The 12,755-nt window shown below is 73.2% G+C and carries 11 protein-coding genes; 6 read left to right on the top strand and 5 right to left on the bottom strand.

Going from position 1 to position 12,755, the window contains the following annotated elements; translation table 11 throughout:
* A partial coding sequence (miaB, locus tag ACFU6K_RS14065; RefSeq protein WP_380662981.1) for a tRNA (N6-isopentenyl adenosine(37)-C2)-methylthiotransferase MiaB occupies positions 1–1,381 on the bottom strand: 1,381 nt, incomplete at its 3' end.
* Between the two features lie 149 nt (positions 1,382–1,530).
* Here miaB and ACFU6K_RS14060 point away from each other — a divergent pair.
* Positions 1,531–2,550 (top strand): TAXI family TRAP transporter solute-binding subunit, encoded by a 1,020-nt coding sequence (locus ACFU6K_RS14060; RefSeq protein WP_380662979.1) that lies wholly within the window; start codon positions 1,531–1,533, stop codon positions 2,548–2,550.
* Positions 2,551–2,584: 34 nt separating this feature from the next.
* Here ACFU6K_RS14060 and ACFU6K_RS14055 read toward each other — a convergent pair whose 3' ends face one another.
* Both ACFU6K_RS14055 and ACFU6K_RS14050 read right to left on the bottom strand, forming a co-directional pair.
* Positions 2,585–4,009 carry a sensor histidine kinase gene (locus tag ACFU6K_RS14055; protein WP_380662978.1) on the bottom strand — a complete coding sequence of 475 codons (1,425 nt, stop codon included), beginning with the start codon at positions 4,007–4,009 and terminating at the stop codon, positions 2,585–2,587.
* Positions 4,010–4,015: 6 nt separating this feature from the next.
* Positions 4,016–4,789 carry a response regulator transcription factor gene (locus tag ACFU6K_RS14050; RefSeq protein ID WP_380662976.1) on the bottom strand — a complete coding sequence of 258 codons (774 nt, stop codon included), beginning with the start codon at positions 4,787–4,789 and terminating at the stop codon, positions 4,016–4,018.
* A gap of 391 nt (positions 4,790–5,180) precedes the next feature.
* On the opposite strand from ACFU6K_RS14050, the gene ACFU6K_RS14045 reads away from it, so the two are divergent.
* The 5 genes from ACFU6K_RS14045 (at position 5,181) to ACFU6K_RS14025 (ending at position 10,366) form a co-directional block, all read left to right on the top strand.
* A complete protein-coding gene (locus tag ACFU6K_RS14045; protein WP_380662975.1) occupies positions 5,181–5,954 on the top strand; it encodes an amino acid ABC transporter ATP-binding protein in 774 nt (257 codons plus the stop codon).
* A gap of 116 nt (positions 5,955–6,070) precedes the next feature.
* On the top strand, positions 6,071–6,979 hold the full coding sequence (locus tag ACFU6K_RS14040) for a glutamate ABC transporter substrate-binding protein (protein ID WP_380662973.1): 909 nt from the start codon (positions 6,071–6,073) through the stop codon (positions 6,977–6,979).
* 53 nt (positions 6,980–7,032) lie between these two features.
* Positions 7,033–7,683, top strand: coding sequence for an amino acid ABC transporter permease (locus tag ACFU6K_RS14035; RefSeq protein WP_380662972.1), 651 nt, complete (start codon positions 7,033–7,035; stop codon positions 7,681–7,683).
* Complete coding sequence (locus tag ACFU6K_RS14030) at positions 7,680–8,528, top strand: amino acid ABC transporter permease (protein WP_380662970.1); 849 nt, start codon at positions 7,680–7,682, stop codon at positions 8,526–8,528. The genes ACFU6K_RS14035 and ACFU6K_RS14030 overlap by 4 nt, the downstream gene beginning before the upstream one ends.
* 122 nt (positions 8,529–8,650) lie before the next feature.
* The gene (locus ACFU6K_RS14025) at positions 8,651–10,366 is read left to right on the top strand and encodes an FAD-dependent monooxygenase (protein ID WP_380662969.1); all 1,716 of its coding nucleotides are present in this window, start codon (positions 8,651–8,653) and stop codon (positions 10,364–10,366) included.
* 22 nt (positions 10,367–10,388) lie between these two features.
* Here the strand turns inward: ACFU6K_RS14025 and rny are convergent, their stop codons facing one another.
* Positions 10,389–11,858 carry a ribonuclease Y gene (gene rny, locus ACFU6K_RS14020; RefSeq protein WP_380662967.1) on the bottom strand — a complete coding sequence of 490 codons (1,470 nt, stop codon included), beginning with the start codon at positions 11,856–11,858 and terminating at the stop codon, positions 10,389–10,391.
* Positions 11,859–11,991: 133 nt separating this feature from the next.
* Positions 11,992–12,633: a recombination regulator RecX gene (gene recX, locus ACFU6K_RS14015; protein WP_380662980.1), complete on the bottom strand. Its 642-nt coding sequence runs from the start codon at positions 12,631–12,633 to the stop codon at positions 11,992–11,994.
* Between the last annotated feature and the right edge of the window lie 122 nt (positions 12,634–12,755).

Below are 12,755 nucleotides of genomic sequence, written 5' to 3'. Positions count from 1 at the left end.
GCGCGGCCTGGCGCTTCTCCCAGGCGTCGCCGGCCCGGGTGCGGCGCACCGCGAGCGCGGGGCCCTCGGCGAGCAGGTGGTGCGGGGCGGCGTAGGTGATCTCGACGGTCACGGTGTCGCCGGGGCGCACCGGCTCCTCGGGCTTACTACTGTGCTCGTCGTTCAACCCTCGAAGGCTCGGGTTGAAGTGCACCAGCCGGTTGTCGGGGGCGCGGCCGGAGAGCCGCCGGGTCTGGTCGTCCTTCTTGCCCTCGCCCTCGGCGACCAGGATCTCCAGGGTCCGCCCGACCTGCTTCTTGTTCTCCTCCCAGGAGATCTCCTCCTGGAGGGCGATCAGCCGGTCGTAGCGGGCCTGTACGACCTCCTTCGGCACCTGGTCCGCCATCTCCGCCGCCGGGGTTCCGGGGCGCTTGGAGTACTGGAAGGTGAAGGCGTTGGTGAAGCGGGCCTCGCGGACGACGTGCATCGTCTCCTCGAAGTCCTCCTCGGTCTCGCCGGGGAAGCCCACGATGATGTCGGTGGAGATGGCCGCGTCCGGCATCGCCTCGCGGACCTTCCGGATGATCCCGAGGAAACGCTCCTGCCGGTAGGAGCGGCGCATCGCCTTGAGGACGCGGTCCGAGCCGGACTGGAGCGGCATGTGCAGCTGGTGCATCACGTTCGGGGTCTCGGCCATCGCGGCGATCACGTCGTCGGTGAAGTCGCGCGGGTGCGGCGAGGTGAAGCGGATCCGCTCCAGGCCCTCGATCTGCCCGGCGGCGCGCAGCAGCTTGGAGAAGGCCTCGCGGTCGCCCAGGTCGGAGCCGTAGGCGTTGACGTTCTGGCCGAGCAGGGTCACCTCGATGACGCCCTCGCCCACCAGCGCCTCGATCTCGGCGAGGACGTCGCCGGGGCGGCGGTCCTCCTCCTTGCCGCGCAGCGCGGGGACGATGCAGAAGGTGCAGGTGTTGTTGCAGCCGACCGAGATGGCGACCCAGGCGGCGTACGCGGATTCGCGGCGGGTCGGCAGGGTGGAGGGGAAGGTCTCCAGCGACTCCAGGATCTCGACCTGGGCCTTGCGCTCGACCGCGGCCCGCTCCAGCAGCGCCGGCAGGTGGCCGATGTTGTGGGTGCCGAAGACCACGTCGACCCAGGGGGCGCGCTTGACGATGGTCTCGCGGTCCTTCTGGGCCAGGCAGCCGCCGACGGCGATCTGCATGCCCTTGTGGCGGGTCTTGACCGGCGCGAGCTGGCCGAGGTTGCCGTACAGCTTGTTGTCGGCGTTCTCGCGCACCGCGCAGGTGTTGAACACCACCAGGTCCGGGTCGCCCTCGGGCCCGGCCTTGACGTACCCCGCGTCCTCCAGCAGGCCGGACAGCCGCTCGGAGTCGTGGACGTTCATCTGACAGCCGTGCGTGACGACCTTGTAGCTCTTCAATCCGCTCTCACCGCTCACCAGACCAGGGTACGGGCAGCGGCGAAGGGCTTTTCCCGGAGCTTCCACCACCCGTTCCCCTCCCGTTCGGCCGGAGCGCCTGGCAGTATCCCTGCATGACCCCCACCACTCCGTACCGTCTCGGCGCCGCCGTCCGTGCCGCGGCCCGCAGCCCGTTGTGGCGGACGGTGCTGGTGCTGGTCCTGCTGGTGGCGGGGTTCGGCGGCTGGTGGCTGTCGGCGGGCCGCTCGCCCGGGTACCCGCGCGGCGAGGTCCGCTTCGCCACCGGGGTGCAGCGCGGCGTCTACGACCGGTACGGGCAGCTGCTGCAGGGCCACGTCTCGCGGGCGATGCCGGGGGTGCGGCTGGCCCTGGACAACTCCGAGGGCTCGATCGACAACATCGCCCGGGTGATCGACGGCCGGGACACCTTCGCGATCGCCACCGCCGACGCCGTCGCCGACTACCACGACCCCGGCAAGGAGAAGCTGCGGGCGATCGCCCGGCTGTACGACGACTACCTGCAGCTGGTCGTCCCGGCCTCCTCCCCGGTGCGCCGCACCGCCGACCTCAAGGGCCTGAAGGTCGGCGTCGGGCTGCCGCAGTCCGGGGTGAACCTGGTGACCAGGCGGCTGCTGACCGCCGCCGGGCTGGACCCGGACCACGACATCGTCCCGGTGCCGAAGGGCGTCGGCGAGGCCGCCGACGCCCTGCGCGCGGGCACGCTGGACGCCTTCTTCTGGTCCGGCGGCCTGCCCACCAGCGCGCTCACCGACCTCTCCGACCACGTCCCGATCCGGATCGTGCCGCTGGGCGACCTCTCCGAGGCCCTGCACAGGGCCGAGGGCGGCGGCACCGACGCCTACCGGGCGGCCACCATGCCCAAGGGCACCTACCCGAACGCCGAGCCCAAGGACGCCGTCGCCACGGTGGCCGTGCCCAACCTGCTGATCACCCGGGACGACGCGGACCCGGGCCTGGTCGAGGGCATGACCCGCGCGGTGATCGACAGCCGGGACCAGATCGGCGCCCAGGTGCACGCGGCCCAGCTGGTCGACCTGCGCACCGCCGTCTACACCGACCCGCTCCCGCTGCACACCGGCGCGGCACGCTACTACCGCTCGGTGAAGCCGTAGGACCCCCGCCCCGGCGGCTACTTCTCCCCGACGGCTACTTCTCCGGCCGCGGCACCGCCAGCGTCACCGCGAGCCCGGTCGGCTTGACCGGCGCGAAGCCGAGCGTGCCGCCGCCGGCCGCCAGCAGGGTGCGGGCGATGGACAGCCCGAGCCCCGAACCGTCCACGTTCTGGTGCCGCGGGCTGCGCCAGAACCGGTCCCCGGCCCGGGACAGCTCGTCCTCGGTGAGGCCGGGCCCGGCGTCGGTGACGGTCACCGCGACCTCGTCCCGGCGCACCGCGACCCGCAGCCGCACCTCGCTGCCGGGCGGGCCGAACTTGAGCGCGTTGTCGACCACGGCGTCCAGGGCCGAGCCGAAGCCGATCGGGTCGGCCATCCCGATCGCCAGCGCCGGGCCGTCCCAGCGCAGCGTGATCCCGCGCTGCTCGGCCGCCGGCCGCCAGGCGTCGACCCGGGCCAGGGTGAGCTCGGCGAGGTCGGTGCGCTCCGGTTCGGGGCGGGCGTGCTCGGCGGTGGCCAGCCCGAGCAGGTCGTCCAGCACCCGGGCCAGCCGGACGCCCTCCTCCCGTACGCCGCTGAGCTCCTCCTCGTGGCCCTCGGGCAGTTCCAGGCCGAGCAGCTCGACCCGCAGCAGCAGGGCCGACAGCGGGTTGCGCAGCTGGTGCGAGGCGTCCGCGACGAAGGCCTTCTGCTGGTCCATGGCGAGCACCACGTGGTCCGCCATCTCGTTGAACGAGCGGGCCAGCCGCTGGAGTTCGGGCGGTCCGCCGCCGGGGGCGACCCGGGCGGCCATCCGGCCGGTGGCGATGTCGTGGGTGGCCCGGTCCAGGGTGCGCACCGGGCGCAGCACCCACTCGGTGAGCCGGACGGCGAGCAGCACGGCGACGATCATCGCGGCGGCCTCGCCCGCGACGAGCACCAGCCACTTGTGCAGCACCCGGGTGCGCAGCGCCTCGGTCGGGGACTCGCTCAGCACCACCGCGACCACGTCGCCGTCGCGCACCACCGGGGCGGCGACGATGATCGTCCGGTCCGGCGTCCACGGCCAGACCTGCGGCGGGTTGTGGCTGCGCCGCCCGTCCAGCGCCTCCTGGAAGGCCTGGGCGCCCCAGCCGTCGCCGGGCACCCGCCAGTCGCCCGGGGCGGCGGCGATCGCCACGCCGTCGCGCTGGAAGATGCCCAGGCGGACGCCGTACAGGTCGTGGTAGCGGCGGACCTCGGAGAGGATCGCGCGCTGCCGGCTGAGGTCGCCCGGGGCGGGTTCCGGGTCGCCCTTGCGGGCGGAGTCGGCGGCCCCGGAGGTGGGCAGGTCCTGGGCGAGGCGGGCGGCGTCGTCGAGCCGGTCGACGACCACCTTGGTCTGCTCGGCCGCCGCGACCGCCGCCGCGAGCGGCAGCCCCAGGGCGGCCAGGACGCAGAGCATGAGGGCGATCAGGATGCCGAGCAGGCGGGTGCGCACGTGCGGTCAGTGCTCCGCGGGAGCGGGGGCGGACGGGGCGGGGGCGGACGATTCGGCCGCGGCGGGCGCCGGACAGTCGGGGATCAGCCGGTAGCCGACCCCGCGCACGGCCTCGACCAGCCCGGGCAGCGCCAGCTTGTTGCGCAGCGAGCCGATGTGCACCTCCAGGGTGCGCCCGTTGCCCTCCCAGCCGCTGCGCCAGACCTCGCTGAAGATCTGCTCGCGCCGGTAGACCACGCCCGGGCTCTGGGCGAGCAGCGCCAGCAGGTCGAACTCCTTGCGGGTGAGCGGCACGTCGCGGCCGTCCACGCTGACCCGGCGGCGCTCCCGGTCGATCCGGATGCCGCGGGACTCCAGCGGGCCGCGCTGCTGCGGCACGCTGTCGGGCGCGGGCACCGGCACCGCGGCGGGGGCGGCGCCGCGGCGGGCCACGGCGTGGATGCGGGCGAGCAGCTCGCCCATGTCGTACGGCTTGGTGACGTAGTCGTCGGCGCCCAGGTTGAGGCCGTGGATCCGGGAGCGGACGTCGGCGCGGGCGGTGACCATGATCACCGGGACGCCGCTGCCGGCCCTGATCCGGCTGCACACCTCGAAGCCGTCGCGGTCGGGCAGCCCGAGGTCGAGCAGCACCACGCGGTACGGCTCGTTGCCGTCCGGCACCAGGGCGTCCAGCGCCTCGTGCCCGCTGCGGGCGTGCCGAACCTGGAAGCCGTGCCGGCCCAGCACCGCGACCAGCGCGGCGGCCACGCGTTCGTCGTCCTCGACGAGCAGAAGTCGCATCCTGTTCTCCTCCTTCCCCCACCTGATCACCACTGATCACCGGGCCGATCGGTCAGGTCCCGGTCCTGCGCAGTATGAGCCAGTGAACGGCCCGACGCCAGGTTCGACCGCGCACCGGGCCCGTGGGGGACGGGGAGCACCGGAGCGGATTCCCGCTGTGACATGCCCCGTCGGCGCCCGCGCGAACAGCGCGTGGGCGACGCGTGGCCGTTTCGTGATCCTCAAGTTCCGCTCAGATCGGCTGACGGCGAACGGCCACGGCTCCTAAGGTCGGCCCACCGGGGGCCGCGGCTCCGCCGGCCGCGGCCCCCGGATTCGTACCACCACTGCCTCCCAAGGGAGTTGAGACTTCTCGGGCAGGCGTTATTCGACGACAGAGGGAGCAGGCGCGATGACCGAGAGCCCGGTCGAGGACTCAACCACCGCAGCCGCCCCCCTGGTCGTGCTGAGCAAGGTCAACAAGCACTACGGCGCGCTGCACGTGCTGCAGGACATCGACCTCAGGATCGCCCAGGGCGAGGTGGTCGTACTGATCGGCCCGTCCGGTTCGGGCAAGTCGACGCTCTGCCGGACGATCAACCGGCTGGAGACGATCGACTCCGGCACGATCACCATCGACGGCCGGCCGCTGCCCGACGAGGGCAGGGAGCTGGCCCGGCTGCGCGCCGAGGTCGGCATGGTGTTCCAGAGCTTCAACCTGTTCGCGCACAAGACCGTGCTGGAGAACGTGGTCATCGGCCAGGTGAAGGTGCGCAAGGTGCCCCGCCCGCAGGCCGAGAAGACCGCCCGGGAGCTGCTGGAGCGGGTCGGCGTCGGCGCGCAGGCGGACAAATTCCCGGCCCAGCTCTCCGGCGGCCAGCAGCAGCGCGTGGCGATCGCCCGGGCGCTGGCGATGAAGCCCAAGGTGATGCTCTTCGACGAACCCACCTCGGCGCTGGACCCGGAGATGGTCAACGAGGTGCTGGAGGTCATGCGCCAACTGGCCGCGGACGGCATGACGATGGTCGTGGTCACCCACGAGATGGGCTTCGCGCGCTCCGCCGCCAACCGGGTGCTGTTCATGGCCGACGGCAGGATCGTCGAGCAGAACACCCCGGACGCCTTCTTCACCGCACCGCGCTCCGACCGCGCCAAGGACTTCCTCTCGAAGATCCTCCACCACTGACGCTTCGAGACCGGCGGGGCCGCCTCCGGCACCGGCGCCGGCCGGCCCCGCCCGTGCACGCCTTCCCAGACTCCAGAGCCCGGTTGACACCGCGGCCCACCCCCAGGAGAACCCTCATGAGGACGTCCCGCACCCTCGCCGTCGCGCTCTGTGCCGTCGCGCTCACCGCCACCGCCGCCTGCGGCAAGGACGGCACCCCCGGCACCACCGCCGCGAGCAGCGGCGGCAGTGCCGCCCCGAAGCTGCCGAGCTACACGGTCAAGGCCGACGTCAAGGTCGACTCCGCGGTCCTCGCCGAGGCCAGGAAGCGCGGCCAGCTGATCATCGGCGCCAAGGCCGACCAGCCGAACCTCGGCTGGGAGGACGTCGCCAGCGGCGACCGCAGCGGCTTCGACATCGAGATCGCCAAGATGATCGCCGCCGACCTCGGCTTCACCCCGCAGCAGATCAAGTGGCAGACCCTGGTCTCCTCGCAGCGCGAGCCGGCCATCGCCAAGGGCCAGATCGACTTCTACGTCGGCACCTACAGCATCAACGACGAGCGCAAGAAGTCCGTCTCCTTCGCCGGGCCGTACTACATCGCCGGCCAGGACCTGCTGGTGAAGGCCGACAACACCTCGATCACCGGCGCCGAGAGCACCACCGGCAAGAACGTCTGCACCGCCACCGGCTCGACCTCGATCCAGAACATCAAGCAGTACAACCCGAAGGTCACCCAGTTCGACACCTACTCGGCCTGCGTCGAGAAGCTGATGTCCGGCGAGGTCGACGCGGTCACCACCGACGACGCGATCCTCAAGGGCTACGCCTCCAAGTACGCCCCCAAGCTCAAGGTGGTCGGCAAGCCGTTCACCAAGGAGAACTACGGCGTCGGCCTCAACAAGGACGACAAGGCGCTGCGCGACGCCATCAGCGACGCCCTCAAGGCCCACGAGGACAACGGCGACTGGAAGAAGGCCTACGACGCGACCCTGGGCGCCTCCGGCTCCCCGGCGCCGGACGTCCCGGCCCTCGAGCGCTACTGATCCGCCCGCCGTACGTCGACATCCCGACCATGAACTGAGAGGAGGGCCGCCGGATGGGGTTCCTGTTCGAGGACGACAACTTCGCGTTGTTCCGCGACGGCTTCCTACAGACGATCGAGGTGAGCGCGCTCAGCGCTCTGCTCGCCCTGCTGCTGGGCACCCTGCTGGCGGCCTTCCGGGTCTCCCCGGTGCCGGTCCTGCGCGCCTTCGGCACCGCCTGGGTCACGCTCTTCCGCAACACCCCGCTGACCCTGCTGTTCTTCGCCGTCACCTTCGGCCTGCCGCCGCTGGGCGTGCACTTCAGCCACCTGGTGTTCGCGGTGCTGGCGCTCGGCGGGTACACCGCCTCGTTCGTCTGCGAGGTGATCCGCTCCGGCATCAACACCGTGCCGCTCGGCCAGGCGGAGGCCGCCCGCAGCCTGGGCATGTCCTTCGGCCAGACCCTCACCCTGGTCGTCCTGCCGCAGGCCACCCGGACCGTCCTGGGCCCGATGAGCAGCGTGTTCATCGCCCTGCCCAGGAACTCGGCGATCGCCGGCGCGTTCAGCGTCTCCGAGCTGTACAGCGCCCAGCAGACCTTCTCCGAGCGCGGCTACTCGATCTTCGCCATCTTCTTCTGGGTGGCCTGCGCCTACCTGCTGATCAGCGCGACGGTCGCCACGTTCTTCCGCTTCCTGGAATCCCGACTGGCGGTGGCCCGATGAGCTTCTTGAACCGCCAGGCCTCGGCCAGCGTCCTCTACGACGCCCCCGGTCCGAAGGCCTGCACCCGGTACCGCGCGTTCGGCGTCCTCTCGGTGCTCGGCATCGCCGGTCTCCTCTGGTACGTCTTCACCGCGCTGAACGACAACGGCCAGTTCGACCCCGACCTGTGGGACGCCTTCCAGTACAACACCGTCCAACAGCGGATCGTGGACGGCCTGGTGTCCACCCTGGAGGCCTTCGGCCTGGCCGCGCTGTTCTCACTGACCCTGGGCGCCCTGCTGGCGGCCGGTCAGCTCTCCGACCACAAGCCGGTCCGCTGGTTCTGCACCGCCTTCACCCAGTTCTTCCGGGCGATGCCGCTGCTGATCCTGATCGTCGGGCTCTACTACGCCTTCTTCGCCCAGCAGCCGATGTGGGCCCTGGTGCTCGGCCTCACCCTCTACAACGGGGCGGTCCAGGCCGAGATCATCCGCAGCGGCGTCAACGCCGTCCCGCGCGGCCAGGGCGAGGCGGCGTACGGGCTCGGCATGCGCAAGACCCAGGTGATGACGTCGATCCTGGTGCCGCAGGCCGTCCGTTCGATGCTGCCCTCGATGATCGGCCAGCTGGTCGTCACCCTCAAGGACACCTCGCTCGGCTTCGTCATCACCTACCACGAGCTGCTGTTCGTCGGTAAGGCGATCGCGAGTCAGCCGATCAACGCCGCGGGCTTCCCCTACATCCCCGTGGTACTGGTGATCGGACCGATCTACATCGCGATGTGCCTCCTGTTGACCGCGCTCGCACGCTGGATCGAAGCACGCGGCCGTCGCGGCGCGAACCGGCGCACTTCAGCTTCTGCTTGACGGACACGCAGGCGAACTGTTGCATTGCTCTTCGTGACACCTCCCGGGAGCATCCACGCGGCATATGCGGCAGCGGTAACTGACGCCGGCCGATCGGCCGGTTCGTGCCCGGAGGTTCCCTCATGGACCCGGTGATCGTGGTCGGGGCCGGACCGGTCGGTCTGGCCCTGGCCCTCGCCCTGGCCCGGCACGAGGTCCCCACCATCGTCCTGGACGAGGGCTCCGGCCTCTGCCCGGAGGGCCCGCGCAGCCTCGTCCTCGGCGCCGACACCGCCGCCTTCCTGACCCGGATCGGCTACCCGCGGGCCGTCTCGGACTCCGCGCTGTGGGACTCCTTCGCCGTCTGGCGCCGCCGCCAGGAGGTGCTGCGGATCGACCTCACCGACTCGCCCACCTTCCACCTGCCCCAGCACCGCCTCCAGCGCGGGCTGCGCGACGCCCTGACCGGCACCCCGCTGATCAGGCTGGTCCCGCTCAACCGGGTCGTCGAGCTCGAACAGGACCGGGACGGCGTCAGCCTCCGCACCACGGGCACCCAGGACGGCTCCACCACCTGGTGGCGCGGCAGCCACCTGGTCGGCTGCGACGGTGCCAGATCCACCGTCCGCAAGCTCCTGAAGATCCGCTTCCCCGGCCGCCCGGCGGTCGATCGCAACGCCATCGCCACCGTCCGGGTCGACCTGCCCTTCGACGGCGCCCGACTGCACCGCGAGCCCCCGTGGCGGGGCGACCGCGAGGCCTCCGCCCGTCCGCTGCCGGACGGCGTCTGGCGGCTCGACTGGCGGCTGCCCCCCGGCCGCCCCGCCGCCACCGAGACCGTCGACCCGCACGCCACCTGGCCCGGCATCGTCACCGGCGACACCCTGCTCACCCGGGTCACCTCCACCCTCACCGGCTGGTGCGGCGAACTGCCCCGCTTCGAACTGCTGGCCGCCGCCGACCACACCGCCCAGCAGCGGCTCGCCGCCCGCTTCCGCAGCGGCCGCTGCTTCCTGGCCGGCGACGCCGCCCACCTGCACGGCGCGCTCGGCATGCAGAACCTCGCGGACGGGCTGCGCGACGCCGACAACCTCGCCTGGCGGCTCGCCCTCGCCTGGCACCTCCACTCCGGCGGCCCGCAGCCCGGCGGCTCCCTGCTGGACGGCTACGAGGCCGAGCGGCGCGGGGCGGTCGGCGCCCGGCTGCGCGCGGTCGACCAGTCCATGCCGCTGCTGCGCCCGCTGCGCGGCTGGCAGCAGACCCGGCGCTCGCTGCTGGTCGGCGGCTTCCGCAAGCACGCCCCGCTGCTCGCCGACGGCCAGCTCGGCACCGGCCGGTTCGGCGGCGCGCCCGCCTACCCGGCGGCGCCCTCCGGCGTCCCGGCCCGGGTCCCGGTGCAGCGCGGCGCGCGCGGCACCACCTCGCTCAGCGAGCTGCTGCCCGCCACCGCACCCGGCGTGCTCGTCCCGGACCTGCCGGTGCTCGCCGACGACGGCACCCCCGACCACCTGCACGCCCGGCTCGGCACCACCTTCCTGCTGCTGCTGGTCGCCCCCGGCACCGCCGTCTGGTCCTCCGAGCACTGGCTCGGCGCCGGCCTGATGCCCCGTCTCGCCGAGGTCGCCGCCGCGCTGCCCGTCCCCGCCGAGGTGCTGGTCACCGAGGACTACCCGGGCGCCGGGCCGCACACCGTCCTGCTGATCCGCCCGGACGGCCACCTGGTCGGCGCCACCCAGGGAGCCGTCGCCGAGGACCTGCTCGCCCTCGCCGACCGCGCCCGCGGCGGCCCGGCCACGCTCGGCCCGGCCCCCGACCCGGCCGAGCAGCCCTCGCCCCAGCAGGTGGACTCCCCGAGCTGAGGCCTCCCCCGGTCCGGGGGTCTCAGCCCGCCACCGCCGTGGCCCGGCTCTCGCGGACCACCGTCACCCGGATCTGGCCCGGGTAGCTCAGCTCGGTGGAGACCTGGCGGGCGACCTCACGGGCGATCAGCTCCGCGCCGAGGTCGTCCACCGCGTCCGGGCGGACCATCACCCGGACCTCGCGGCCGGCCTGCATCGCGAACACCTCGGCCACGCCCTCGTGCGAGCGCGCGATCTCCTCCAACCGCGCCAGCCGCCGGACGTACAGCTCCAGCGACTCCTTGCGCGCGCCCGGCCGGCCGCCCGAGCAGCCGTCCGCGGCCTGGGTCAGCACGGCCGTCACGGTGCGCGGATCGACCTCGTTGTGGTGGGCGGCGATCGCGTGCACCACCTCGGCGGACTCGCCGTACCGCCGGGCGAGCTCCGCGCCGACCGCGGCGTGGCTGCCCTCCGACTCGTGGGTGAGCGCCTTGCCGATGTCGTGCAGCAGTGCCGCGCGTCGCACCGGCTCCGGGTCCACCCCGAGCTCGGCGGCCATCATCCCGGCCAGGTGCGCGGACTCCAGCAGGTGCCCGAGCACGTTCTGCCCGTACGACGCCCGGTAGCGCAACGAGCCCAGGGTACGGACGAGTTCGGGGTGCACCCGGTCGACCCGGGCGTCCAGCAGGGCGTCCTCGCCGGCCCGGACGCAGCGCTGCCCGACCTCCTCGCGGCTGCGCTCGTACAGGCTCTCGATCCGGGTCGGGTGGATCCGGCCGTCCTCGACCAACTGCTCCAGGGTGAGCCGGGCGGTCTCCCGGCGGACCGGGTCGAAGCAGGACAGCTGCACCGACTCGGGGGTGTCGTCGACGATCAGGTTCACGCCGGTGACCGCCTCGAAGGCGCGGATGTTGCGGCCCTCGCGGCCGATGATCCGGCCCTTCATGTCCTCGTTCGGCAGCCGCAGGACGGTGACGGCGCTCTCCGCGGTCTGCTCCGTCGCCAGCCGCTGGACCGCCCCGGCGACGATGTCCCGGGCCCGGCGCTCGCCCTCCTCCCTGGCCTCGCGCTCGATCTCCCGGACGGTGACCGCGGCCTCCCGCCGGGCCGAGTCCTCGGCCTCCCGCAGGAGTTCGGCGCGGGCCTGCGCGGCGGAGAGCCCGGCGGCCCGCTCCAACGCCGCCGCCCGCCGGGCGACCAGCGCCTCGGCCTCACCCCGGGACTGCTCCAACTCGGCCGAGCGCTCGACCAGTTCGTCCTCCCGGCGGCGCAGCCTGCGCAGCTCCTCGGCCATGTCCGCCTCGCGGCGGGCCAGTTCGGTCCGCTGCCGGGCGGACTGCTCCTCGGCCCACCGGCGGGCCTGCTCGGCCTCGGCCAGCGCGCTGCGCCGGGCCGCCCGGAGCCGCCCGATCGCCAGCCCGGCGGCCGCCACGACCACCAGCAGCAGGAGTGCGGCCGATCCGGCGACCGGCACCAGTGAGCCACTCGGGCCGGTGCCCGCCGAGATCCCCATTCCCGCCCACTCCCCCGTCGCCGCGCGCGCCGCCGTCCGGAGGCGCCCCGGGCACTGAAGGCGAGGCTAAGTGGGGGTCACGGGAGGGTCAAGAGTTGACCTGGTCCACTCCAGGACACCTACAGAACTGCCACTACTCCCGACCCGACGGTTCACTCCACTCCTCTTCCAGCGCGCTGCGCACCACCCGGAACGCCAGCCCTTCGGAGTAGCCGCGCCGGGCCAGCATCCCGACCAGCCGCCGGGTGCGCACCTGGGTGTCCAGCCCCCGGGTGGACCGCAGCTTGCGCTCGACCAGCGCCCGGGCGGCGTCCGTCTCGTCGTCGTGGTCGAGCTGGGCGACGGCCTGCTCGACCAGGTCGGCGGCGACGCCCTTGGTGCGCAGCTCCTGGGCCAGCGCCCGCCGGGACAGGCCCCGGACGGCGTGCCGGGACTCCACCCAGGCCGCGGCGAAGGCCGCGTCGTCGATCAGCCCGACCTCTTCGAGCCGGGTGAGCACCGCGTCGGCGACCTCCTCCGGGATCTCCCGCTTGCGCAGGGCGTCGGCGAGCTGCCTGCGGGTCTTGGCCGCGCCGGTCAGCAGCCGCAGGCAGATGTCCCGGGCGCGGGTCTCCGGGTCGACCGACTCCTCGGCCCGCTTCCGGGAGGTACGGCCGGAGCCCTCCTCCCCGGGCAGTCCGGTGGCGGAACGGCCCCGACGCCCGCCGCGACGGGAGGCCGAGGCGGCCACACCCCCGTGACCGGCCGCCTCGCCGCCGCCCAGGCCGTTCTCCACGGCCGTCGGTGTCGAAGCGGGCCCGCCCGCTTCGAGTTCCTCGGCCTCCAGGGCCGAGCGCCGCCGCCGGCGGCCGGTGGGCAGCTCGGAGGCGGAGACCAGGCCGAGCGCCTCGACCGGGG

The sequence above is a fragment of the Kitasatospora sp. NPDC057512 genome, assembly GCF_042802135.1.
Taxonomy (GTDB): Bacteria; Actinomycetota; Actinomycetes; order Streptomycetales; family Streptomycetaceae; genus Kitasatospora.
This window is presented reverse-complemented; position numbering and strand designations above follow the sequence as displayed.

Coding starts and splice junctions, on each gene's coding strand:
- ACFU6K_RS14035 (WP_380662972.1), top strand. CDS start 7,033: ATGGGGTTCCTGTTCGAGGACGACAACTTCGCGTTGTTCCGCGACGGC.
- ACFU6K_RS14025 (WP_380662969.1), top strand. CDS start 8,651: ATGGACCCGGTGATCGTGGTCGGGGCCGGACCGGTCGGTCTGGCCCTG.
- ACFU6K_RS14030 (WP_380662970.1), top strand. CDS start 7,680: ATGAGCTTCTTGAACCGCCAGGCCTCGGCCAGCGTCCTCTACGACGCC.
- ACFU6K_RS14045 (WP_380662975.1), top strand. CDS start 5,181: ATGACCGAGAGCCCGGTCGAGGACTCAACCACCGCAGCCGCCCCCCTG.
- ACFU6K_RS14040 (WP_380662973.1), top strand. CDS start 6,071: ATGAGGACGTCCCGCACCCTCGCCGTCGCGCTCTGTGCCGTCGCGCTC.
- rny (WP_380662967.1), bottom strand. CDS start 11,858: ATGGGGATCTCGGCGGGCACCGGCCCGAGTGGCTCACTGGTGCCGGTC.
- ACFU6K_RS14050 (WP_380662976.1), bottom strand. CDS start 4,789: ATGCGACTTCTGCTCGTCGAGGACGACGAACGCGTGGCCGCCGCGCTG.
- ACFU6K_RS14060 (WP_380662979.1), top strand. CDS start 1,531: ATGACCCCCACCACTCCGTACCGTCTCGGCGCCGCCGTCCGTGCCGCG.